19 protein-coding genes are annotated in these 23,190 nt (G+C 70.5%); 14 read left to right on the top strand and 5 right to left on the bottom strand.

Annotation, left to right across the window (positions count from 1 at the left end):
* The first annotated feature begins 49 nt into the window (after positions 1–49).
* The 4 genes from gcvT to HQQ85_RS05445 are packed head-to-tail and all read left to right on the top strand — an operon-like array spanning position 50 to position 5,387.
* Positions 50–1,216, top strand: coding sequence for a glycine cleavage system aminomethyltransferase GcvT (gcvT, locus tag HQQ85_RS05460; protein ID WP_173181435.1), 1,167 nt, complete (start codon positions 50–52; stop codon positions 1,214–1,216).
* A gap of 1 nt (position 1,217) precedes the next feature.
* A complete protein-coding gene (gcvH, locus tag HQQ85_RS05455; RefSeq protein WP_173181434.1) occupies positions 1,218–1,589 on the top strand; it encodes a glycine cleavage system protein GcvH in 372 nt (123 codons plus the stop codon).
* A gap of 3 nt (positions 1,590–1,592) precedes the next feature.
* Entirely contained in the window at positions 1,593–4,547 is a 2,955-nt protein-coding gene (gene gcvP, locus HQQ85_RS05450) for an aminomethyl-transferring glycine dehydrogenase (RefSeq protein WP_173181433.1), read from the top strand.
* 48 nt (positions 4,548–4,595) lie between these two features.
* Positions 4,596–5,387, top strand: coding sequence for a pentapeptide repeat-containing protein (locus tag HQQ85_RS05445; protein WP_173181432.1), 792 nt, complete (start codon positions 4,596–4,598; stop codon positions 5,385–5,387).
* Here HQQ85_RS05445 and HQQ85_RS05440 read toward each other — a convergent pair.
* Positions 5,384–6,163 (bottom strand): CPBP family intramembrane glutamic endopeptidase, encoded by a 780-nt coding sequence (locus HQQ85_RS05440; RefSeq protein WP_173181431.1) that lies wholly within the window; start codon positions 6,161–6,163, stop codon positions 5,384–5,386. The genes HQQ85_RS05445 and HQQ85_RS05440 overlap by 4 nt on opposite strands.
* Positions 6,164–6,359: 196 nt before the next feature.
* Between HQQ85_RS05440 and HQQ85_RS05435 the strand changes: the two genes are divergently transcribed.
* From HQQ85_RS05435 to HQQ85_RS05410, 6 genes are all read left to right on the top strand, one after another.
* Positions 6,360–7,976, top strand: a complete 1,617-nt coding sequence (locus HQQ85_RS05435; protein WP_173181430.1) for an ABC transporter substrate-binding protein — start codon at positions 6,360–6,362, stop codon at positions 7,974–7,976.
* Positions 7,977–8,085: 109 nt separating this feature from the next.
* The gene (locus HQQ85_RS05430) at positions 8,086–9,015 is read left to right on the top strand and encodes an ABC transporter permease (protein ID WP_173181429.1); all 930 of its coding nucleotides are present in this window, start codon (positions 8,086–8,088) and stop codon (positions 9,013–9,015) included.
* Positions 9,005–9,955, top strand: a complete 951-nt coding sequence (locus HQQ85_RS05425) for an ABC transporter permease (RefSeq protein WP_173181428.1) — start codon at positions 9,005–9,007, stop codon at positions 9,953–9,955. The genes HQQ85_RS05430 and HQQ85_RS05425 overlap by 11 nt, the downstream gene beginning before the upstream one ends.
* Positions 9,952–11,712, top strand: a complete 1,761-nt coding sequence (locus tag HQQ85_RS05420) for an ABC transporter ATP-binding protein (protein ID WP_173181427.1) — start codon at positions 9,952–9,954, stop codon at positions 11,710–11,712. The genes HQQ85_RS05425 and HQQ85_RS05420 overlap by 4 nt, the downstream gene beginning before the upstream one ends.
* A gap of 95 nt (positions 11,713–11,807) precedes the next feature.
* Positions 11,808–13,715: a translational GTPase TypA gene (gene typA / locus HQQ85_RS05415; RefSeq protein WP_173181426.1), complete on the top strand. Its 1,908-nt coding sequence runs from the start codon at positions 11,808–11,810 to the stop codon at positions 13,713–13,715.
* Positions 13,716–13,804: 89 nt separating this feature from the next.
* Positions 13,805–14,272, top strand: a complete 468-nt coding sequence (locus HQQ85_RS05410) for a hypothetical protein (RefSeq protein ID WP_173181425.1) — start codon at positions 13,805–13,807, stop codon at positions 14,270–14,272.
* A 23-nt stretch (positions 14,273–14,295) separates the two neighbouring features.
* Here the strand turns inward: HQQ85_RS05410 and HQQ85_RS05405 are convergent, their stop codons facing one another.
* Genes HQQ85_RS05405 through efeU form a run of 4 tightly spaced genes read right to left on the bottom strand, consistent with a single transcriptional unit; the run spans position 14,296 to position 19,126 of the window.
* Positions 14,296–15,723 (bottom strand): MFS transporter, encoded by a 1,428-nt coding sequence (locus HQQ85_RS05405; RefSeq protein ID WP_254069119.1) that lies wholly within the window; start codon positions 15,721–15,723, stop codon positions 14,296–14,298.
* Complete coding sequence (gene efeB / locus HQQ85_RS05400; RefSeq protein WP_173181424.1) at positions 15,720–17,018, bottom strand: iron uptake transporter deferrochelatase/peroxidase subunit; 1,299 nt, start codon at positions 17,016–17,018, stop codon at positions 15,720–15,722. Before efeB ends, HQQ85_RS05405 begins: the two co-directional genes overlap by 4 nt.
* Positions 17,019–17,035: 17 nt before the next feature.
* Entirely contained in the window at positions 17,036–18,223 is a 1,188-nt protein-coding gene (efeO, locus tag HQQ85_RS05395; RefSeq protein ID WP_173181423.1) for an iron uptake system protein EfeO, read from the bottom strand.
* A gap of 42 nt (positions 18,224–18,265) precedes the next feature.
* Entirely contained in the window at positions 18,266–19,126 is an 861-nt protein-coding gene (gene efeU / locus HQQ85_RS05390; protein WP_173181422.1) for an iron uptake transporter permease EfeU, read from the bottom strand.
* A gap of 208 nt (positions 19,127–19,334) precedes the next feature.
* Between efeU and HQQ85_RS05385 the strand changes: the two genes are divergently transcribed.
* The 4 genes from HQQ85_RS05385 to dapC all read left to right on the top strand — a co-directional run bounded on the left by HQQ85_RS05385 (position 19,335) and on the right by dapC (position 23,172).
* Positions 19,335–21,011: a helicase HerA-like domain-containing protein gene (locus HQQ85_RS05385; protein WP_173181421.1), complete on the top strand. Its 1,677-nt coding sequence runs from the start codon at positions 19,335–19,337 to the stop codon at positions 21,009–21,011.
* A gap of 131 nt (positions 21,012–21,142) precedes the next feature.
* Complete coding sequence (locus HQQ85_RS05380; RefSeq protein WP_173181420.1) at positions 21,143–21,691, top strand: DUF6113 family protein; 549 nt, start codon at positions 21,143–21,145, stop codon at positions 21,689–21,691.
* Positions 21,692–21,711: 20 nt separating this feature from the next.
* Positions 21,712–22,032: a ferredoxin gene (gene fdxA, locus HQQ85_RS05375; RefSeq protein ID WP_173181419.1), complete on the top strand. Its 321-nt coding sequence runs from the start codon at positions 21,712–21,714 to the stop codon at positions 22,030–22,032.
* Between the two features lie 27 nt (positions 22,033–22,059).
* Positions 22,060–23,172: a succinyldiaminopimelate transaminase gene (gene dapC / locus HQQ85_RS05370; protein WP_216851422.1), complete on the top strand. Its 1,113-nt coding sequence runs from the start codon at positions 22,060–22,062 to the stop codon at positions 23,170–23,172.
* Positions 23,173–23,190 lie beyond the last annotated feature (18 nt).

Raw genomic sequence — 23,190 nt, 5'->3', positions numbered from 1 at the left:
GCGCCCTCCTCTCGCGAAGCCCCGCTTCGCCGAACGGAGAACTCCACTCGTGACCGACGCACCCGCCACTCCCGCTTCACCACCGTCCCGGCTCTCGCCGCCGTCCCGCTTCTCACCGCTCGACGCGGTGCACCGCGCCGCCGGCGCCACCTTCACCGACTTCGCCGGCTGGCAGATGCCGGTGCGCTACTCCAGCGACCTCGCCGAGCACCACGCCGTGCGCTCGGCAGCCGGCCTCTTCGACCTCTCGCACATGGCCGAGTTCCGGGTGAGCGGCCCCGACGCCGCCCCGTTCCTCGACCACGCACTGGCGGGGCTGCTGTCGGCCACCACGATCGGCCAGGCCAAGTACTCGCTATTGCTCGCCGAGGAGGGCGGGGTGATCGACGACGTCGTCGTCTACCGCCTGGGCGACGAGGAGTTCCTCGTCGTGGCCAACGCCTCCAACCGCGAGCCGGTCGCCGCCGCGCTCGCCGAGCGCCGCGCCGGCTTCGACCTCGTGCTCGCCGACGAGAGCGACGACACGGCGCTCGTCGCCGTGCAGGGCCCGGCATCGCGAGAGATCCTCGAGCGCACCGAGGGCTTCGAGGCCCCCGGGCTCGACGAGCTGCGCTACTACCGCTCCACCCCCGCCCGCTTCCGCGGCGAGCCCGTGCTGCTCGCCCGCACGGGCTACACGGGCGAGGACGGCTACGAGCTCTACCTCGCCCCCGATCACGCCGAGGCCCTCTGGCGAGCCCTCGAGGCGGCGGGCGACCCCCTCGGCCTCGTGCCGGCCGGGCTCGCGAGCCGCGACACGCTGCGCCTCGAGGCCGGCATGCCGCTCTACGGCCACGAGCTGTCGCTCGAGACGCTGCCTGTGCAGGCGGGCCTCGGCCGCGTGCCGGCGCTCGCCAAGGAGTCCTTCGTCGGCCGCGACGCCCTGGTGGCCGGCCCGGACGAGGACGCCCCCGTACTCGTCGGCCTCGTCGCCGAGGGCCGCCGCGCGGCCCGCGCCGGCTACCAGGTCTTCCCGATCGACGGGGGTGCGGATGCGCCTCCCGCCGGTCTCGTCACGAGCGGTGCGCTCTCGCCCACGCTCGGGCATCCCATCGCCCTCGCCTACGTCGACCCCCGCCTCGCGGCCGAGGGCACGGAGGTCACCGTCGACATCCGGGGCACCCGCCTCGCGTTCCGCACCACGACCCTGCCGTTCTACCGCCGGAAGAAGGACTGACATGCCTGAGAACACCGAACTCCGTTACACCGCCGAGCACGAGTGGGTGCTCGTCGAGGGCTCGGTCGCCACGATCGGCATCACCGCGTACGCGGCGGCCCAGCTGGGCGACATCGTCTACCTCGACCTGCCCGACGCGGGCACCGAGGTCGCGGGCGGCAGCATCGTCGGCGAGATCGAGTCGACGAAGTCGGTCGGCGAGCTCTTCGCCCCGGTCGACGGCACGGTCGTCGAGAAGAACGAGGCCGTCGAGAGCTCGCCCGAGCTCGTCAACAGCGACCCGCTGGGCGAGGGCTGGCTGCTCAAGGTGGAGTTCACCGAGCTGCCCGAGCTGCTCTCCTTCGACGAGTACACCGCGCTGATCGGGGGCTGACGGATGACCGACCTCCTCGAGCCCGTCGTGGCCACCTCGCCCGGCGGCACCCTGACCGACCGTCCCGCCGCCTCCGGCCTGTTCTCGGCCCGCCACATCGGCACCGACGCCGCGGCCCAGGCCCGCATGCTGGAGGCCGTCGGCTACTCCAGCGTCGCCGAGCTGATGCGGGCGGCCGTGCCGACCGCGATCCAGTTCGACCGCTCGCTCGCCGATTCGCTCGTGCCGCCGGCCGCCACCGAGCGCGAGGCGATCGACGAGCTGCGCGCGCTCGCCGGCCGCAACACCGTCTCCACCTCCTACCTCGGGCTCGGCTACTACGGCACCGTCACGCCGGCGGTCATCCTGCGCAACGTGCTCGAGAACCCGAGCTGGTACACGGCCTACACGCCGTACCAGCCCGAGATCTCGCAGGGCCGGCTCGAGGCGCTGATCAACTTCCAGACGATGGTCGCCGACCTCACCGGGCTCGCCACGGCGAACGCGTCGATGCTCGACGAGTCCACGGCCGCCGTGGAAGGCATGCTCCTGGCGCGCCGCGCCTCGAAGTCGAAGTCCCACCGCTTCCTGGTCGACGCCGACGCGTTCCCGCAGACGAAATCGTTGCTGAAGGCCCGCGCGGAAGCCGTCGGCATCGAGATCGTCGAGACGGTGCTCGACGCGGTCGACCACCCCGCGCATCCGCTAACCGGTGACGACGTCGACGCCTTCGGCGTGTTCGTGCAGTACCCGGGCGCCTCGGGCCGGCTCTGGAACCCCACCGACGTCATCGCCCGGGTGCACGCCTCAGGTGGCATCGCGGTCGTGGCGGGCGACCTGCTCGCCCTCACGCTGGTCGCCTCCCCGGGCGAGCTCGGGGCCGACGTGGCCGTCGGCACCAGCCAGCGCTTCGGCGTGCCGATGGGCTTCGGCGGACCGCACGCCGGGTACATGGCGGTGCGCGCCGGGCTCGAGCGCCAGCTCCCCGGCCGGCTCGTCGGCGTGAGCGTCGACGCGGCCGGTCACCCGGCCTACCGGCTCAGCCTTCAGGCGCGGGAGCAGCACATCCGCCGCGAGAAGGCGACGTCGAACATCTGCACCGCACAGGTGCTGCTGGCCGTGATGGCGGGCATGTACGCGGTCTACCACGGCCCGGAGGGGCTCCGCGCGATCGCCGAGCAGGTCAACGCCACCGCACGCTCCCTAGCGGCCGCGCTCGCGGCGGCGGGCCTCGAGATCGTTCACGCCGACTACTTCGACACCGTGCAGGTGCGGGTACCGGGCCGCGCCCGGGGTCTCGCCGAGCACGCGCACTCGCGGGGCATCCTGCTGCACGTCGTCGACGACGACACGGTGAGCATCGCGGTCGACGAGACGACCCGCGATCGCGAACTGCTCGAGCTGGTGCGCGTGTTCGACGCCTCGCCGCGGGCCGACGGGTCGGCCCTCGTCACGAGCATCCCGGATGCCCTGCTCCGCACCTCGGGCTACCTGACGCACCCCGTGTTCAGCGCCCACCGCTCGGAGACGAGCATGATGCGCTACCTCAAGCGCCTCGCCGACGCCGACTACGCACTCGACCGCGGCATGATCCCCCTGGGGTCCTGCACGATGAAGCTCAACGCGGCGAGCGAGATGGAAGCGGTGACCTGGCGGGAGTTCTCGGGCATCCATCCCTTCGCCCCCAGGGAGGACGTGGGCGGCTACCTCGAGCTGATCGCCCAGCTGGAGCGCTGGCTCGCCGACGTCACCGGCTACGACTCGGTCTCGCTGCAGCCGAACGCGGGCAGCCAGGGCGAGCTCGCGGGACTCCTGGCCATCCGCGGCTACCACCGCTCGCGCGGGGACGTCGACCGCACGGTGTGCCTGATCCCGTCGAGCGCGCACGGCACGAACGCGGCCTCCGCGGTGCTCGCCGGCATGAAGGTCGTCGTGGTCGCCTGCGACGAGCTCGGCAACGTCGACCTCAACGACCTGCGCGCGAAGATCGAGGCGCACGCCGCCGACCTCGCCGCGCTGATGATCACGTATCCGTCGACCCATGGCGTCTACGAGCACGAGGTCGCCGAGATCTGCTGGCTCGTGCACGCCTCGGGCGGCCAGGTGTACGTCGACGGCGCGAACCTCAACGCCCTGCTCGGCTTCGCCCGCTTCGGCGACTTCGGCGGAGACGTCTCGCACCTGAACCTGCACAAGACCTTCTGCATCCCGCACGGCGGCGGCGGTCCTGGTGTCGGACCGGTGGCCGCGAAGGCCCACCTGGCTCCATTCCTTCCGGGGCATGTGTTCGCGCAGGAGGTCGAGCACCTCCAGGCCGACGGCACTCCGGACGTGCACGGCGGCGGGCCGATCTCGGCCGCGCCCTACGGCAGCCCGAGCATTCTGCCCATCAGCTGGGCCTACGTGCGGATGATGGGGCTCGAGGGCCTCGCCGACGCCACGGCGTCGGCCGTGCTCGCCGCCAACTACGTCGCCGCCCGCCTGGCACCGCACTTCCCGGTGCTCTACACGGGCGACAACGGCCTGGTGGCGCACGAGTGCATCCTCGATCTGCGGGGCATCACCGCGGCGTCGGGCGTCTCGGTCGACGACGTGGCGAAGCGGCTCGTCGACTACGGCTTCCACGCCCCGACGATGAGCTTCCCGGTGGCCGGCACGCTGATGGTCGAGCCGACCGAGAGCGAGGACCTCGCCGAGATCGACCGTTTCATCGACGCGATGATCGGCATCAAGGCCGAGATCGACGCGGTCGCCGCGGGGGAGTGGCCGGTCGAGGACAACCCGCTCCGGAACGCGCCTCACACGGCGCAGTCGGTGATCGAGGGCGAGTGGTCGCACCCCTACGACCGGGAGCGCGCGGTGTACCCCGTGAGGAGCCTGATCCGGGGCAAGTACTGGCCCCCGGTGCGGCGCATCGACCAGGCCTTCGGCGACCGCAACCTGGTCTGCGCGTGCCCGCCGCCGGAGGCGTTCGCCTGAGCGTCCCCTGCCGGGCGCGCGTCGGGGCGGTGAGGTAGGGTTCGGGTCATGCCCGCCCCGCTCGACACCCGTCCTCGTCGACCCCGGGGGAGGGCCATCGCCGGTGCCGGCGTGCTGCTCGGCGCGGTGCTCGCTCTGGCCTCGTTCGCGCCGGCGCATGCCGACCCGCTGTTCGCCGAGGGCGACTGCGTCATCTCGCCGATCAGCGACGGCGGCCCCGGCGGTGCCCAGTGCCCGGGCGTCGACCTGAGCGGCACGCGCTTCGGCGAGGGCGACTTCCGCACCGCGAACCTCACGGGAGCGTCCTTCGCGGGCGGCGACGTGCAGGGCGCGGTGTTCGAGGGGGCGGTGCTCGAGGGCGCCGACTTCAGCGGCACCCGCATCGTGGGCGCCGACTTCACCGGGTCGAGCATCCTGCCCGGCCAGCTCGACCTCGAGGCCGACGCGAGCGGCGCAGCGCCGGTGCCCATCCAGGCGGCGCTGCCCGCCGGGCTGACGCTCGACGGCTGCGCCATCGCCGGCACGCCCGTGGAGTCGGGTCAGGCCTTCCCGATCGGCACCTCGACCATCCTCTGCACGATCTCGAGCTCGTTCCAGGGCACGGCCTCGGCGCGGCTGACGGTGAACGTCACCGCGTCCGCCACGGCCACGCCCACGACGGAGCCGCTGTTCACGCCCGAGCCGGCGGCCACCGGGGGCGGTGGTTCGGACGGGGGAGCGGACTGGATCGCGATCGGCGGCTGGGCATCCGTCGCCGTGCTCGTCGGGGGAGCGGCCCTGATGGTCGTCACCGCGGTGCGGGGCGGCGGGTCGCGCCGGCGGCCCCGGCGTTCGGCCTAGCCGAAGAGCGCGGGCGCGAGGCCGACCGCGAGCGGGTAGCCGACGAACGAGATGATGTCGATGATCCAGTGCGCCACGACCAGCGGCATCACGCGGCCCCAGCGCCAGTAGCACCAGCCGAAGATCAGGCCCATCGCGACGTTGCCGACGAAGGGCCCCGGCCCCTGGTAGAGGTGATAGCTGCCGCGCAGCACGGCGGCGCCGGCGATGATCTGCCACTTCCGCCAGCCCAGCTGACGCAGGCGGGTGAAGAGGTACCCGACGACGATGACCTCCTCCTGGAGGGCGGCCCGCAGCGCGGCGAGCACCAGAACGGGCACGGTGTACCACTGGCCGTCGAGCGGCGCGGCGACGACCGCGGCGCTGAAGCCGAGCAGGCGCCACACGACGTAGAGGACGATGCCCGGCACGCCGACGACGAGCACCAGCAGGGCTCCGCGCCCGAGGTCCTGGCCCGGCCGGGTGAGGTCGAAGCCGATGCGGCGGAACGGGTTGCCGCCGGAGATCGCGAGCAGGTAGAGCACGAGCGCCACCGGCACCAGATCGAAGCCGATCGCGAGCAGCTGGTAGGTGAGATCGAGCCACGGACGGTCGCTCAGCGAGCCGTTGATGGTGGCTGTCTGATCGGCCAGCGCGGTGCCCGAGGTGGCCTTCGCGACGAGGCTCACGACGGAGTACACGGCGGATGCCCCGAGCGACAGCCCGAGCACCAGGAGGATCTCCGTGCCGAGTCGGCGGCGCCGCATCGGGAACCAGGATTCGGCTCGCACCATCATTTCGCTTTCTTGCGCCAGGCGCGGTTTTCGAGCGGGTACTGTCGAATGTGCACAAAGATCCTGCGGAGATAGTTTCGTGTATGTAACTTTTTCGGCCCGCATTTGATCTCGTGTTTACCCCCACTTAGGGTACTTCCTTAGGTCTCGGCCCTCACAAGGGGATCGTCGCCTGCCCCTATTCTGCACAGGAGGAAAATTGAAGAAGAGACGGTATGGCATCGGCGCTATCGCGCTGATCGCCGCGAGCGCGCTCGCACTGTCCGGCTGCGCCAGCGGCGGTTCGGACGACAGCTCGTCGGGCGACACCTCGGCGGTCATCACGGCGAACGGCTCCGAGCCGCAGAACCCGTTGATCCCCACCAACACGAACGAGACCGGTGGTGGAAAGATTCTCGACTCGATCTTCGCCGGCCTGGAGTACTACGACGCCACCGGTGCGCCGCAGCTCGACATGGCCGAGTCGATCGACACCGACGACTCCAAGACGTTCACCATCAAGGTGAAGGCCGACCAGACCTTCAGCAACGGCGACCCGGTCGACGCGGACAGCTTCATCAACGCGTGGCAGTACGGCGCCCTCCTGTCCAACGAGCAGCTGAACAGCTACTTCTTCGAGGACATCGAAGGCTTCAGCTATGACGCCGACAGCCCCCTCACCGGTCTGAAGAAGGTCGACGACCTGACCTTCACCGTGACCCTGAACGAGGCGCGCTCGGACTTCCCGCTGCGCCTCGGCTACTCGGCGTTCTACCCGCTGCCCAAGTCGGCGTTCGACGACATGGAGGCCTTCGGCCAGAACCCCGTCGGCAACGGCCCGTACAAGCTCGCCAGCGACACCGCGTGGGCTCACAACGAGAAGATCGACCTCGTCCCGAACGAGAGCTACCAGGGCGGCCGTCAGGCGAAGAACGGTGGCCTGTCCATCGTCTTCTACGCCTCGGAGGACGCGGCCTACGCCGACCTGCTCGGTGGCAACCTCGACGTGCTCGACGCCGTTCCCTCGAGCGCCTTCGGCAACTACGAGTCCGACCTGGGCGACCGTGCGGTCAACCAGCCGGCCGCCATCTTCCAGTCGTTCACGATCCCGGAGCGCCTCGCGCACTTCGGCAACGACGAAGAGGGCAAGCTGCGCCGCCAGGCCATCTCGATGGCCATCAACCGCGACGAGATCACCGACGTGATCTTCTCGGGCACCCGCACCCCGGCCTCCGACTTCACCTCCCCGGTGATCGACGGCTGGAGCGACTCGCTCGAGGGCGCCGACGTGCTGGCGTACAACCCCGACGAGGCGAAGAAGCTGTGGGCCCAGGCCGACGCCATCTCGCCGTGGTCGGGCTCGTTCCAGATCGCCTACAACGCCGACGGCGGCCACGCCGACTGGGTCGACGCGGTCTCGAACAGCGTCAAGAACACGCTCGGCATCGACGCGTCGGGTGCTCCGTACCCGACCTTCGCCGAGGCGCGTACCGCGATCACCGACCGCAGCATCCAGACGGCGTTCCGCACCGGATGGCAGGCCGACTACCCCGGTCTGTTCAACTTCCTCGGCCCGCTGTACGCGACCAACGCGTCCTCGAACGACGGCGACTACTCGAACCCCGAGTTCGACGCGCTGCTCCAGGAGGGCTCGTCGACCGCTGACGCGGACGAGGCGAACACCGACTTCCAGAAGGCTCAGGAGATCCTGCTGAAGGACCTCCCGGCCATCCCGCTGTGGTACTCGAACGTGGTCGGTGGCTACGGCGAGACCGTGCAGGACGTGGAGTTCGGCTGGAACTCGGTGCCGCTCTACTACGAGATCACCAAGAGCTAGTTCCCGCATCTACGGGGGCGGCAGCCATGCGCTGCCGCCCCCGTATCATGTTGTCTGTGATTCGCGCGGCGGCTCTCGCCCCTTAGTTTCGATTGGTTCGGTCTGATTCGTGGCCGGTTACATCCTCAGGCGTCTGCTCCAGGCGATCCCCGTCCTGCTGGGTACGACGTTCCTCATCTACTTCATGGTCTTCGCGATGCCCGGAGACCCCCTTCTCGCCCTGTTCGGCGACAAGACGCCCAACCCGGCACTGCTCGAGCGGCTCCGTCAGGAGTACAACCTCGACCAGCCGTTCATCGTGCAGTACTTCCTGTACCTCGGCGGCATCCTCCGCGGTGACTTCGGCACCTCCTTCTCCGGTGAAGCGGTGTCGGACATCCTCGCCCGCACCTTCCCGGTGACCATCCGCCTCGCCATCCTCGCGCTCATCATCGAGTTCGTCGGCGGCGTGCTGATCGGCCTCTACTCCGGTCTCCGCAAGGGCAAGCTGTTCGACGGCACCGCCCTGATCGTGAGCCTGGTGTTCATCTCCCTGCCGATCTTCGTGATCGCCTTCGTCGGGCAGTACGTGTTCGGCATCCAACTCGGCTGGGCCAGGACGACGGTGTCCAGCGGTGCCCCGATCCAAGACCTGATCCTGCCGGCCTTCGTGCTGGCGAGCATCTCGCTGGCGCAGCTGATCCGGCTCACCCGGGCCTCCGTCATCGAGACGGCGGGCCTCGACTTCGTACGCACCGCGTACGGCAAGGGCCTCAGCCGGCGGCGCATCATCCCGGTGCACATCCTCCGCAACTCGCTCATCCCGGTGGTCACCTACGCGGCGACCGACTTCGGCGTGCTGCTGGTCGGTGCGACCGTGACCGAGGGAATCTTCAACGTGCCCGGCGTCGGTCGCACGCTCTACCAGGCGATCATCCGAGGCGAGGGGCCCACCGTCGTCTCGTTCGTGACCGTCATGGTGCTCATCTACCTGGTGGTCAACCTCGTCGTCGACCTCCTGTACGGCCTTCTCGACCCGAGGATCCGCTATGTCAAATAAGCCACTCTCCCCGACGCACTTCGTCGCACCGCTGGAGGAGACCCCTCTCGTCGCGATCGACGCCGTCAACGTCGGCGAACGCAAGAGCAACCTCTGGATCGACGCCTGGCGCGACATGCGCCGCCGGCCCATGTTCTGGATCTCGGCGGTCATCATCCTGCTCGTGGTCGTCGTCGCCCTGTTCCCCGGTCTGTTCACGCCGGTGGCACCGAACTCCGACTGCCAGCTGTCCAACAGCAACGACGGCCCGACCGGCGAGCACATCCTCGGCTTCACCAAGCAGGGCTGCGACGTGTTCTCGCGCATCGTGCACGGCACCTCGACGTCGCTGTCGGTGGGCATCATCGTGACGATCCTCACGACGGTGCTCGGCATCCTGTTCGGCGCCTTCGCCGGCTTCTACGGCGGCTGGCTCGACGCGGTGCTCTCCCGTGCGGGCGACATCTTCTTCTCGATCCCCTACATCCTGGCCGCCGTGGTCATCATGTCGGTGTTCTCGGCCTACCGGAACGTGTTCGTCATCTCCCTGGCGATCGGCATCTTCGCGTGGCCGTCCACGGCCCGCGTGCTGCGGGCCGAGATCCTGAGGGTCAAGCAGAGCGACTACGTGATGGCCGCGCAGGCCGTCGGCGTCTCGAACTTCAAGATCCTGATGCGCCACGTGCTGCCGAACTCGATCGCCCCGGTGATCGTCGTCACCACGATCTCGCTCGGTGCCGCCATCGTCGCGGAGGCGACGCTGTCCTTCCTCGGCGTCGGCCTGCCGAACTCCACCATGTCCTGGGGCAACGACATCAGCGCCGCCCAGGTCGACCTGCGCAACGCGCCGCAGACCCTGATCTACCCCTCACTCGCGCTCTCGATCACCGTGCTCGCCTTCATCATGATGGGCGAAGTGGTTCGCGACGCACTCGACCCGAAGGCGAGGGCCCAGCGATGAGCGACCCGACACCCCGTTCCGCCGGCATCGCGCCGCTGCTGGAGATCAAGAACCTCGAGGTCGGCTTCCAGTCGACCAACGGCATCGTGCCGGCCGTGCGCGGCGTCGACCTGACGCTGATGCCCGGCCAGACCCTGGCCATCGTCGGCGAGTCCGGCTCGGGCAAGTCGACGACCGCTCACGCGATCATCAACCTGCTCCCGGGCGCCGGCCGCATCACCGGCGGCACCATCATGTTCGACGGCAAGGAGCTCAGCTCCTACTCCGAGAAGCAGATGGAGGACATCCGGGGCCGCGAGATCGGCTTCGTGCCGCAGGACCCGATGTCGAACCTCAACCCCGTGTGGAGCGTCGGCTTCCAGGTCGAGGAGACCATCCGGGCGAACGGCATCGCGTCGGGTCGCAAGGAGGTGCGGGCCCACGCCATCCAGGTGCTGAAGGAGGCCGGCCTCGCCGACGCCGACAAGCGCCTGAAGCAGTTCCCGCACCAGTTCTCGGGCGGTATGCGCCAGCGCGTGCTGATCGGCATCGGTCTGTCGTCGCGCCCGAAGCTGCTGATCGCGGACGAGCCCACCTCGGCTCTGGACGTGACCGTGCAGCGGCGCATCCTGGACCACCTCGAGACGCTGACCCGCGACATCGGCACCGCGGTGCTGTTCATCACGCACGACCTCGGCCTCGCCGCCGAGCGCGCCGAGCAGCTCGTCGTGATGTACAAGGGCCGCATCGTCGAGGCCGGGCCCTCGAAGGAGATCCTGCAGAACCCGGTGCACCCGTACACGCAGCGCCTCGTCGCCGCGGCACCGAGCCTCGCCTCGCGGCGCATCCAGAGGGCGACCGCCGAGTCGGAGACGCACGCCCTGAGCGACCTCGACTACGCGCCCACGAAGGTCACCGAGGGTCTCGACCTGATCGCGGCCGCCGAGGAGCGCGTCGAGCACCGCGCCGCGACCAAGCGCCCCGACGCGATCGTGGTGAAAGACCTCACGAAGGTCTACAAGATCCGCGGCCAGGGCAAGGGCTCCTCGGGCGAGCTCATCGCCGCCGACAAGGTCTCGTTCGCCGTGGAGAAGGGCACGACCACCGCGCTCGTCGGCGAGTCGGGCTCGGGCAAGTCGACCGTCGCCAAGATGATCCTGCGCCTGGAGAACCCGACGTCGGGTTCCATCCTGATCGACGGCACCGACGTGGCGCCGCTGAAGGGCAAGGAGCTGCTCGGCCTCCGCCGCCGCATGCAGCCGGTCTTCCAGGATCCTTACGGTTCGCTCGACCCGCTGCGGAACATCGGCAACACGATCGCCGAGCCGCTGCAGGTGCACAACGTCGGCGACCGAACCGCGCGCCGCGACCGCGTGCTCGAGCTGCTCGACCAGGTGTCGCTGCCGCAGTCGCTGATCACCCGCTACCCGAACGAGCTCTCGGGCGGCCAGCGTCAGCGCGTGGCGATCGCCCGGGCGCTCGCGCTGAAGCCCGACATCGTCGTGCTCGACGAGGCGGTGTCGGCGCTCGATGTGCTGGTGCAGGCGCAGATCCTGCAGCTTCTCGCCGAGCTGCAGAACGAGCTGGAGCTGACCTACCTGTTCATCACGCACGACCTGGCGGTGGTCCGGGTGATCGCCGACAACGTGTGTGTGATGCAGCAGGGACGCATCGTGGAGGCCGCTTCGACGGATGCCGTCTTCGACAACCCCAAGGAGCAGTACACTAGGGAGTTGCTGAACGCTATTCCGGGCGCTGGAATCACCCTGGGCGTTTAGCGGTCCGGGCCACGACGCCCACCCACACCCCGTTATTCGAGCCCGCGGGTGGCTTCTGCCATCAGTCCCGGGTTCAAGAGACCTGAGGACTCCCCATGGCACAAGCCACCCGCGACGACCTGCGCAATGTCGCGATCGTCGCCCACGTCGACCACGGCAAGACCACGCTGGTCGACGCCATGCTCACGCAGACCAACTCCTTCGACGCGCACTTCGACGCCGACGACCGGATGATGGACTCGAACGACCTGGAGCGTGAGAAGGGCATCACGATCCTCGCCAAGAACACGGCGATCTCCTACAACGGCAAGCACGCCGGCGACAAGCCGATCACCATCAACGTGATCGACACCCCCGGCCACGCCGACTTCGGCGGCGAGGTCGAGCGCGGCCTGTCCATGGTCGACGGCGTCGTGCTGCTCGTCGACGCGAGCGAGGGCCCGCTGCCGCAGACCCGTTTCGTGCTGCGCAAGGCGCTCGAGGCGAAGCTCCCCGTCATCCTCCTGGTCAACAAGACCGACCGCCCCGACGCGCGCATCGACGAGGTCGTGGGCGAGTCGCAGGACCTGCTGCTCGGCCTCGCCAGCGACATGTCCGACGACGTGCCCGACCTCGACCTCGACGCGATCCTCGACGTGCCCGTCGTCTACGCGTCGGGCCGCAACGGGGCCGCGAGCCTGAACAAGCCCGAGAACGGCACGCTGCCCGACAACGACGACCTCGAGCCCCTGTTCGGCGCCATCCTTGAGCACATCCCGGCGCCGACCTACGACGACGAGGCGCCCCTGCAGGCCCACGTCACGAACCTCGACTCCTCGCCGTTCCTCGGCCGCCTCGCCCTGCTCCGTGTCTTCAACGGCACGATCAAGAAGGGCCAGCAGGTCGCCTGGGTCAAGCACGACGGCACCGTCACGAACCAGCGCATCAGCGAGCTGCTGAAGACGGTGGCCCTCACCCGCTTCCCGACCGAGTCGGCCGGCCCCGGTGACATCGTCGCCATCGCCGGCATCGAGGACATCACGATCGGCGAGACCATCGCCGACCCCGACGACGTTCGCCCCCTGCCGGCCATCACGGTCGACGACCCGGCCATCTCGATGACCATTGGCACCAACACCTCGCCGCTCGTCGGCAAGGTCAAGGGCCACAAGCTCACCGCCCGCATGGTGAAGGACCGCCTCGACCGCGAGCTGATCGGAAACGTCTCGCTCCGCGTCGTCGACATCGGCAACCCCGCCGCCTGGGAGGTTCAGGGCCGTGGAGAGCTCGCGCTCGCCATCCTGGTCGAGAACATGCGCCGCGAGGGCTACGAGCTCACCGTCGGCAAGCCGCAGGTGGTCACCAAGCAGGTCGACGGCAAGACGCACGAGCCGTACGAGCACCTGACGATCGACGCCCCCGAGGAGTACCTCGGCGCGATCACGCAGCTGCTGGCCGCCCGCAAGGGCCGCATGGAGAACATGGCGAACCACGGCACCGGCTGGGTGCGCATGGAGTTCATCGTCCCCTCGCGCGGCCTGATCGGCTTCCGCACCGAGTTCCTCACCATCACCCGTGGCACCGGCATCGCCAACGCGATCTCGCACGGCTACGGCGAGTGGGCCGGCTCGATCGTCACCCGCAACAACGGCTCGATCGTCGCCGACCGCTCCGGCGTCGTCACCCCGTTCGCGATCATCGCCCTGCAGGAGCGCATGACGTTCTTCGTGAACCCGACCGAAGAGGTCTACGAGGGAATGGTCATCGGCGAGAACTCGCGCGCCGACGACATGGACGTGAACATCACCAAGGAGAAGAAGCTGACCAACATGCGTCAGTCGACCTCCGACACCTTCGAGTCGATGACGCCGTCGCGTCAGCTCTCGCTCGAGGAGTGCCTCGAGTTCGCCCGTGAGGACGAGTGCGTCGAGGTCACCCCTGAGATCGTGCGCATCCGCAAGGTCGAGCTCGACGCGAACGCGCGTGCCCGCCGCACCGCGAACCTCAAGCGCGCCAACCAGTAGTCGCCCGCCTCGAACGGCCGGCATCCCTCGGGGGTGCCGGCCGTTCTGCGTCTGGTGCCCGGTGCGCCCCGTCTGGGATGATCGGGGGCATGACGAAGAAGCCGGCCCTCATCCTCGCGCTCGCCCTGGCGGCCGTGCTCACCCCCGCGCTCAGCTCCTGCGCGAATCCGGTCGAGCAGATCGTCGAGGGCGCGGTCGAGCAGGCGGGCGGCGGCGACGTCGACATCAACTCCGACGGCGGCCTGCCCGACGGCTTCCCCGCGAACGAGGTGCCGCTCTACGACGGCGAGGTGATCGGTGGCATGGGCGCCGGCACGGTCGACTCCGGCGGCGGCTGGACCGTCATCGTCAAGGTCGACGAGGAACGGGAGCCCGCCTTCCAGTCGATCGACGCCCAGCTGAAGGAGGCCGGCTTCGAGGCCAGCTACTCCGGCTTCGTCGAGGGTGTCGGCAGCGGGGCCTACAGCGACGCCGCGTACTCGGTGATCGTCAGCGTGGCCGACGACGGCTCGGGCCAGAGCACCGCGACCTACATCGTGGGCGGCACCACCTCGTAGCGGGTGGGGTTCCGGATGCGCGGCTAGCCCCGTGCGCCGGCCGCCGCCGAGGGAGCCGTCCGCGGCGCCGCACCCCGCGCCAGTGCCACCGCCGCGACAGCCAGCAGCAGCCCCAGCCCGAACACCCCGGTGAAGCCGTCGACGCCCGCGGCCGGGAGGGCCTGGAAGGCGAGCCCGGCGACGGACAGCGCCACTGCGGGGCCGGCGGCATCCGCGATGTTGAGGGCGCTGCTGTTGAAGCCCTGGTCGTCGTGCGACGAGCCCGAGAGCAGCAGCACCGAGAGCCTCGGGTAGGCAAGGCCCATGCCCGTGCCCGAGAGGGCCCAGCCGGCGATCGCGACCCCGCCGGGCAGGCCGAGCGCGGCGGTCGCGAGCGTGACGGCCACGGCGGCGGCCACCAGCGCCGTGCCGGCGGTGAGCACGGCCCGGTCGCGGAGGCGAGCTGCGTAGCGGCCCTGGAGGAGTGACGCAGCACCCCAGGCGACGCCGCTCACCGACAGCGCGAGGCCGGCCTGGCCGGGGGAGAATGCGTAGTCGCGGGTGAGCAGGTAGGGCAGGTAGGTCTCGGTGGCGAAGAAGCCGCCGGCGAGCACGAGCCGGGTGAGCACGATGCGGGGCAGGCCGGTGCGGCCGGTGAGCGTGCCGCGGGGCACGAGCGGCCGGATCGCGACGACGGCCACAACGACCGCGGCGACGGCCACCACGAGCGCCGTCACGCCGCCGAACTCGGCCGAGACGCTGAGCGCGAGGATGCCCGCTGCGAGCAGCCCCGACCAGAGCAGCCGCGGGATGCGGAAGCCCGACGCCGTGCCGGTCTGCGCCTGCCGGAGCGTGCGCATCACGGGCAGCAGCAGTCCCAGTGCCGGCACGCAGATCAACGCGACCCCGAGGAACACCCAGCGCCACCCCACGGTCTCGCCGAGCACGCCCGCGATGAACGGCCCGACCAGCGCCGGGATCACCCACGCCGCCGACATCAGCCCGAACACCCGCGGCTGCAGCGCCCCGGGGAACACCCGCGCCACGATCACGTAGAGCGTCACGGTCACCCCGCCCGAGCCGAGCCCCTGCACGAGGCGCCCGACGACGACCTGCTCCATGCTCCCCGCGAGACCGGCGACGACGAGCCCTGCGATGAACAGGGCGACGGATGCGCAGAGCGGCACCCGGGGCCCGCTGGTGTCGCACCACTGACCGGCCGCGACCATCCCGACCACCGACACGGCGAGCGGAGCCGCGAAGGCGACGGCGTAGAGGGCGGAGCCGTCGAGCTCGGCGCTGATCACGGGCATCACCGTGGTGACCGCGAGGTTCTCGAAGGCGGCGACGAACACGAGCACGACCGTGCCGAGGGTGATCAGGCGAAAGGGGGCCGAGAAGGGCCCCTCGGGCTTGTTCGGCGCTGCGGGCTCGTTCGGCTTCCCGGGCCGGTGCGACTGCTCGGGTGTCAACCGAGCAGCGTCTCGCCGACCCAGCCGCCGCTGGAGGCGCCGGGCGGCACGGCCCAGAGCCCGGAGCCCACGTGGCGGAGGTATTCGTTCATCGCGTCGTTCTTGGCGAGGTTCATCTGGATCGGCACGAACTGCTTCGCGGCGTCGCGCTGGTAGGAGATGAAGAACAGCCCGGCGTTCAGCCGCCCGAGCTCGTCGTTGCCGTCGACGAAGTTGTAGCCACGGCGCAGCAGCTGCGCGCCCGCGTTCTGGGTCGGATGCGCGAGACGCACGTGCGAGTCGGCCGCGATCAGCGGGGCACCGCCCTGTCCTTCGGCCTCGAAGTCGGGCTCGCTGAACTCGGTGCCGCCGGAGTACGGGGCTCCCTCGCCCTTGGTGCGGCCGACGATCGCCTCCTGGTCCTTCAGGGAGGTGCGGTCCCAGGTCTCGATGGTCATGCGGATCTTCCGGGCGACGAGGTACGAGCCCCCGTGCATCCACGCGGCTCCGTCGTCGCGGGAGGCCCAGACCTGGTCGGCCACGACGTCGGACTGCTCGGCCTTGATGTTCGCCGTGCCGTCCTTGAAGCCGAACAGGTTGCGCGGGGTGACCTGCGCCGTTGTCGTCGAGCTGGTGCGGCCGAAGCCGAGCTGCGACCAGCGCAGTGACGCCCGCCCGAAGGCGATGCGGGAGAGGTTGCGGATGGCGTGCACCGCCACCTGCGGGTCGTCGCTGCAGGCCTGGATGCAGAGGTCGCCGCCCGTGAGCGCCTCGCTGAGCATGTCGCCCGGGAAGTGCGGCAGCTCGACGAGCGCGGAGGGGCGCTGGGCGGCCAGGCCGAACCGGTCGGTGCCGTCGGTGGCCGTGAAGAGCGTGGAGCCGAAGCCGAAGGTGATCGTGAGCCCGGCGGCCGGCAGGTCGAGCGCCTCGCCGGTGTCGTCGGGCGGGGCGGTGTACGGGCCGTTGACGGCGCCGTAGGTGCCGACCGGGGTGCCGGCGGTCATCAGTGCGGCGGCGGCGCTCCAGTCCTGCAGCAGGCCGACCAGCTCGGCGCGGGTGATGTCGGCGACGTCGAAGCTCGCGAAGTGCAGCCGGTCCTGCGCCGGGGTGACGATGCCGGCCTGGTGCTCGCCGAAGAAGGGGTAGACGGTGCCGGCCCCGGGTGCCGCGGAGGCGGACTGGGGGAGCGCGAAGCGGTCGACCGCGATGCCGCCGGCCAGGCCCGCCCCGGCTCCGAGCACGCCGGCGCCGGCGAGACCGAGCAGCCCCCGTCGGGAGATGCCCGGCTTCGCCGGTGTCGGATCGTGATCGGTCATGGTGAGAAGCCTAGGGCTCAGCCCACCAGAGTCGCCGTGAGGCGGCTGAGCGGCTCGCTGAGCGCGCTCACGCCGTCGGCCAGCTGCTTGACCTGGTCGGTGGTCAGCTCGTCGTAGTACACGAAGCCGGAGTCGAGGCTGCCGTACTCGGCGAGGGTCTTCTCGAGCGAGTCGAAGCGCTCGTCGATCGTGGTGACGAGCTCCGGGTCCTTCGCCTCCACGATGTCGCGCACGCCCTCGTAGGCGACGCGCGCGCCCTCGAGGTTCGCCTGGAAGTCCCACAGGTCGGTGTGCGACCAGATCTCCTCCTCGCCGGTGATCTTGCCGCTCGCGACCTCCTCGAGCAGGCCGATGGCGCCGTTCGAGATGGCGTCGATCGAGACGGTGTAGTCGTCGGCGTTCACGGCCTCGTAGAGCGACTGCGTGTCGGCCTTCAGCTTGTCGGCGTAGTACGTGCGCTCGTCGGAGGTGAGGGGCGTGTAGGCGGTGCCGCCGTTCTCGTCGGCGGTCGGCGGGAAGAGGTCCTTCTCGATCCGGTGCCAGCCGGTCCACTCGTCGCCCTCGGCGACGTCCGCCTCGCGGAAGTCGATCATCGGGTCGAGGTCGCCGAACGACTCGGCGACGGGCTCGATGCGCTCGTAGTTCGCACGGGTCGTCGCGTAGAGGCCGCGAGCGGTCTCGTCGTCGCCGGCGAGGTAGGCCTCGAGGAAGGTGTCGGTGCCCGTGACGAGCTGGCCGACCTGGTCCTTGATGTAGGCCACGTAGTTGATGGCGGCCTGGTCGACCTGCTCCTGCTGGTCGCCCGCGAGCTGCACCTTGTCGCCCGAGACGGTGAAGGCGGCGCGGCCGATGCCCTCGCCGACCATGCCCGGCTTGCAGACCGTGAAGTAGTCACCGGGCTGCGCCTGCACCACGAGGTCGCGGGAGATGCCGGGGCCGACGTTCTCGACCTCGCCGACTATGCGCAGGCCGTCGTCGGCGAGCAGGTAGAACTCGGTCACCTGGTCACCGGAGTTCGTGACGGAGAAGGTCAGCGTGCCGCTCGTGGCCGACGAGGCGCTCACCGAGCAGTCGTCGGAGCTGGAGTCGACGGTGATCGCACCGGCCGCATCCGTCGAGGACGCGGAGCTGTTCGGGACGCAGCCCGCGAGCGCGAGCAGGGTGACGGCGGCGCCGGCGGCGGCGAGGAGGGGCTTGGTCTTCACGTGGGGGCTCCTTGGAGGATGGCGGGGGTCAGGACGCGGGGGTCAGGATGCGGAGGCGACGGCGGGCGCGGGCGAGACGGCCGGAGCCGCCTTCTGCAGTCGGCCCCGACGCACCGCGCGGAGGAAGAGGAACATCGTCGGTACGAAGTAGGCGAGCCAGGCGCCGAGCTCGAACCAGGTGGTGGCGGGGGAGAAGTTCACGGTGCCCTTGAGGAAGGTGCCGAGCCAGCTGTCGGGCGGGATCACGCCGCTGACGTCGAAGGCGAGGCTGTTCAGGCCGGGCAGGATGCCCGCCTCCTGCAGGTCGTGCACGCCGTAGCTCAGCACGCCGGCCGCGACCACGATCAGAGCGGCGCCCGACCAGGCGAAGAACGCCGACAGATTGATGCGCACGAGGCCCTTGGAGATGAGGTAGCCGAGCGCGACGGCCGTCAGGATGCCCAGCAGTGCTCCGAGGAGCGGAAGGGTCGTCTCCCCGGTGGCCTGCGCGGCGGCCCAGATGAACAGCGCCGTTTCGATGCCCTCGCGCCCGACGGCTAGGAAGGCCACCAGCACGAGGCCCCAGCCGGCGCCGATCAGCGCCTTGTCGACGTCGGACTGCAGAGCGCGCTTGAGATTCTGGGAGGTGCGGAGCATCCAGAACACCATCCAGGTGACGAAGCCGGTGGCGATGATCGAGAGCGAGCCGCCGATGGCCTCCTGGGCCTCGAAGCTCAGGCCGTAGGCGCCGAAGGTGAGCACCGCGCCGAGCGTGAGGGCGACGAGCACGGCTAGGCCGACGCCGACCCAGAGCCGGGCGAGCACGTCGCGGCGACCGATCTTCGACACGTAGGCGATCAGGATGCTGACGACCAGGGCGGCCTCGAGGCCCTCGCGCAGGCCGATCAGATAGTTCGCGAGCACGGGTACCTGACTTCGGGGGAACGGGTGGGGGGACACAGCGCGCCGGGAGGCGTCGGCTGCTGGGTTGGGATGGCCTTACTTGGGTAAGCCTTGCCTTACCGACTGCGAGCGTAGCCCCGCGGGCCGCGCTTTGTCCACTCGCCCGGGCCGGTCATCAGGTACGGGTCGTCAGGCGCCGCTCACCGACCGGCGTGCCTAAGCTGGCGCCATGACGGATGACGAGGTTCGCACGGTGGCCGGCCCGCTCGACGAGGCCGCGGTCGAGGCGGTTCGGGCGGGGTACGACTTCGAGGGGCCGGCGCTCGAGATCGGTGCGCTCGTGAACGGGGAGGCGGTGCCGGGGGTGCCGGTGCGCATCCCGCTCGCCATGACCAATCGGCACGGCCTCGTCGCGGGGGCGACCGGGACGGGCAAGACCCGCACGCTGCAGGTGCTCGCCGAGCAGCTCGCCGCCGCCGGGGTGCCGGTGTTCGCCGCCGACATGAAGGGCGACCTGACCGGGGTCGCCACCCCGGGGGCGAGCAGCGAGAAGCTCCTCGCCCGCACGCGCGGCATCGGGCAGGACTGGACGCCGCGGGCGGCGACGGTCGAGTACTTCAGCCTCGGCGGGCTGGGAACCGGCGTTCCGGTGCGCGCCACGCTCACGGCCTTCGGCCCGTTGCTGCTGAGCAAGGTGCTGGGCCTGAACGACACCCAGGAATCCAGCCTCGGGCTCGTCTTCCACTACGCCGAGCAGGCCGGGCTGCCGCTCGTCGACCTGAGCGATCTGCGGGCGGTGCTGACCCACCTCACGAGCGACGAGGGGCGGATCGAGCTGAAAACGATGGGCGGGCTGTCGACGGCGACGGTCGGCGTGATCCTCCGCGAGCTGATCGCCTTCTCGGCGCAGGGCGCCGACGCGTTCTTCGGTGAACCCGAGATCGACACCTCCCTGTTCCTCCGCACCGCCGCCGACGGCTCGGGGGTGATCAGCCTGCTCGAGCTGCCCCGGGTGGCCGACAAGCCGGCGCTGTTCTCGACCTTCCTGATGTGGCTGCTCGCCGACCTCTACAACGACCTGCCCGAGGTGGGTGACCTCGACAAGCCCAAGCTCGTGTTCTTCTTCGACGAGGCGCACCTTCTCTTCGCCGACGCGTCGAAGGACTTCACCGCGGCGATCGTGCAGACGGTGCGGCTGATCCGCTCGAAGGGGGTCGGCATCTTCTTCGTCACCCAGACGCCGAAGGACGTGCCGGGCGACGTGCTCGCCCAGCTCGGCTCCCGGGTGCAGCACGCCCTGCGCGCCTACACGCCGAACGACGCCAAGGCGCTGCGGGCGACCGTGTCGACCTACCCGAAGTCGGGCTACGACCTCGAGGAGGTGCTGCCCGCGCTCGGCATCGGCGAGGCCGTCGTGACCGTGATGAACGAGAACGGCGCGCCGACGCCGGTCGCCTGGACGCGGGTGCGGGCGCCGCAGGGGTCGATGGCGCCGACGCCCGCCGCGGAGGTCGAGGCGGCGGTCTCCGCGTCGCCGCTCCTGGCGCAGTACGGCACTCCGATCGACCGGGAGTCGGCGCGGGAGATCCTGACGGTGCGACTGAACGCAGCGCTCGCCGCCGAGGAGGCGGCCGCGGCGGAGGCCGCCCGCGCGGCGTCGGAGCGGGGGGCCGCCGCGGAGTACGCCCGCCAGCAGAAGGAGATGGACGCGCAGCTGGAGCGCGACCGTCGCGCCGACGAGCGTTCGCGCTCACGCCGGGAGCCGTCGCCGCGCCCGCGCACCCGGCCGCGCAGCACGCCGTCCGACGCCGACATCCTCTCGGACGTGCTGCGATCGCGTACGACACAGACGATCCTGCGCGGGGTTCTGGAGGGCGTCTTCGGCACCCGCCGCCGGCGCCGCTGAGAGATCTCCCGGCAGCCCGGCGGCGCTGCCGCTGCAAGATCTCCCGGCCCCCGCGGCACCGCCGCTGGGAGATCTCCGGGCGCCACGGCGCGCACCCGTGGCGTACAGGATCGCGCGCCTAGACTGATCCGGTGCTCCCCGACCAGCCCGCGTACGGCGCCACCGCGCCAGGCAGCCCCGCGTACGGTGCCCCCGTGTACGGCGCTCCCGCGCCCACCCCGACCCCGGGCGACGTCATCGGCTCCAGTCGCGGGTCGCGCATCCTGGGCCATGTCGCCGCCCTGCTGCTCGGCGCGCTGTTCGGCGCCATCGGCACGGTCGTGCACCAGATCGACATCAGCGTGTTCGGGCTGTTCGACCTGCCCATCGGGCTGATCATCGCGCTCGTCGCGATCGCCCTGCTGCTCACCGGCCTGCGCATGATCGCGCCCAGCCGTCTCGCGTCGGCGCTCGCCGCGGCCGCCCTGATCGGCATGGTCGCGCTGCTCACGGTGGAGAGCCCCGGCGGCTCCATCCTCGTGCCGGCCGGGCCGACCGGGCTCGTATGGCTGTTCGGCAGCACGCTGATCGCGGTCGTCGTGATCGCGTGGCCGAAGCTCGGTGAGCGACGGAGGCCGGCCGGGACCGCCGGCACCGCGCATCCGGGAGCCCGCCCCGACGCCGTAGACTTGACCCGGTAATCGAAGGAGCCTGAACGACCGTGACCTATGTCATCGCCCTGCCGTGCGTCGATGTTAAAGACCGCGCGTGTATCGACGAGTGCCCCGTCGACTGCATCTACGAGGGTGAACGCTCCCTCTACATCCACCCCGACGAGTGCGTCGACTGCGGCGCCTGCGAGCCCGTCTGCCCCGTCGAGGCGATCTACTACGAAGACGACCTGCCCGAGGAATGGGCCGACTACTACAAGGCCAACGTCGAGTTCTTCGACGAGATCGGCTCGCCCGGCGGCGCCGCGAAGGTCGGCGTGATCAAGAAGGATCACCCCGTCATCGCGGTGCTCCCGCCGCAGGCGCACTGACGGCGCCGGCCTGATGGCACTGGTCTGATGGCACTGGGCGCGCTGCCCGACTACCCGTGGGACGAGATGGCGCCGTACGCCGCTCGCGCACGGGCCCACCGCGACGGCATCGTCGACCTCTCCATCGGCTCGCCGGTCGACCCGACCCCCGCTCTCATCGCCGACGCCCTGAAAGCGGCGACGGATGCGCATTCCTACCCGCAGACGGCCGGCACCCCCGCCCTGCGGAGCGCCATCGCGTCCTGGTTCGAGCGACGCCGTGGCGTACCCGGGCTGGGCGACGACAGCGTGCTGCCCACGATCGGCTCGAAGGAGTTCGTGGCGTGGCTGCCGTTCATGCTGGGGTTCGGCGAGGGGGATGTGGTCGCGCATCCGCTCGCCGCGTACCCCACCTACGAGATGGGCGCACGGCTCGCCGGCGCGACCCCGCTCGCGGCCGACGACCCCGACTCGTGGCCGTCGACGACGAAGCTCGTCTGGCTGAACAGCCCCGGCAACCCGGACGGACGGGTGCTCGACGTGCCGGCCCTGCAGGCGGCCGTCGCGCGCGCCCGTGCCCTGGGTGCTGTCATCGTCGGCGACGAGTGCTACGCCGAGCTCGGCTGGGACGGGCGCTGGGCGAGCGAGCCGATTCCGTCGATCCTCGACCCGCGGGTCACCGGGGGAGACCTCACGGGCGTGCTCGGCGCGTACTCGCTGAGCAAGCAGTCGAACCTCGCCGGATACCGCGCCGCCTTCGTGGCGGGTGACCCGGCTCTGATCGAGCGGCTGGTCACGGTGCGGAAGCACGCGGGCATGATCCCGCCCGCGCCCGTGCAGGCCGCGATGGAGGTCGCTCTCGGCGACGACGCGCACGTCGCCGCGCAGAAGGCGCTGTACGCCGCGCGCCGGTCCGTGCTGCGACCGGCGATCGAGGCCGCGGGGCTGCGGATCGACGAGAGCGTGGCCGGGCTGTACCTCTGGGCGACCGAGGGGCGCGACGCCTGGGACACCATCTCCGACCTGGCGTCGCTCGGCATCCTCGCGGGGCCCGGGCACTTCTACGGGGCGCACTTCCCCGAACACGTGCGCTTCTCGCTGACGGCCACCGACGAGCGCATCGACGCCGCCGCGTCGCGTTTGCGTTCGCGCGGACATTAGGCTGTATACGGGTCAACG

It is taken from the genome of Herbiconiux sp. VKM Ac-2851 (assembly GCF_013205105.1).
Classification (GTDB): domain Bacteria; phylum Actinomycetota; class Actinomycetes; order Actinomycetales; family Microbacteriaceae; genus Herbiconiux; species Herbiconiux flava.
Note: the sequence above shows the minus strand (reverse complement) of the source record. Positions and strands in the feature narration are given on the sequence as shown.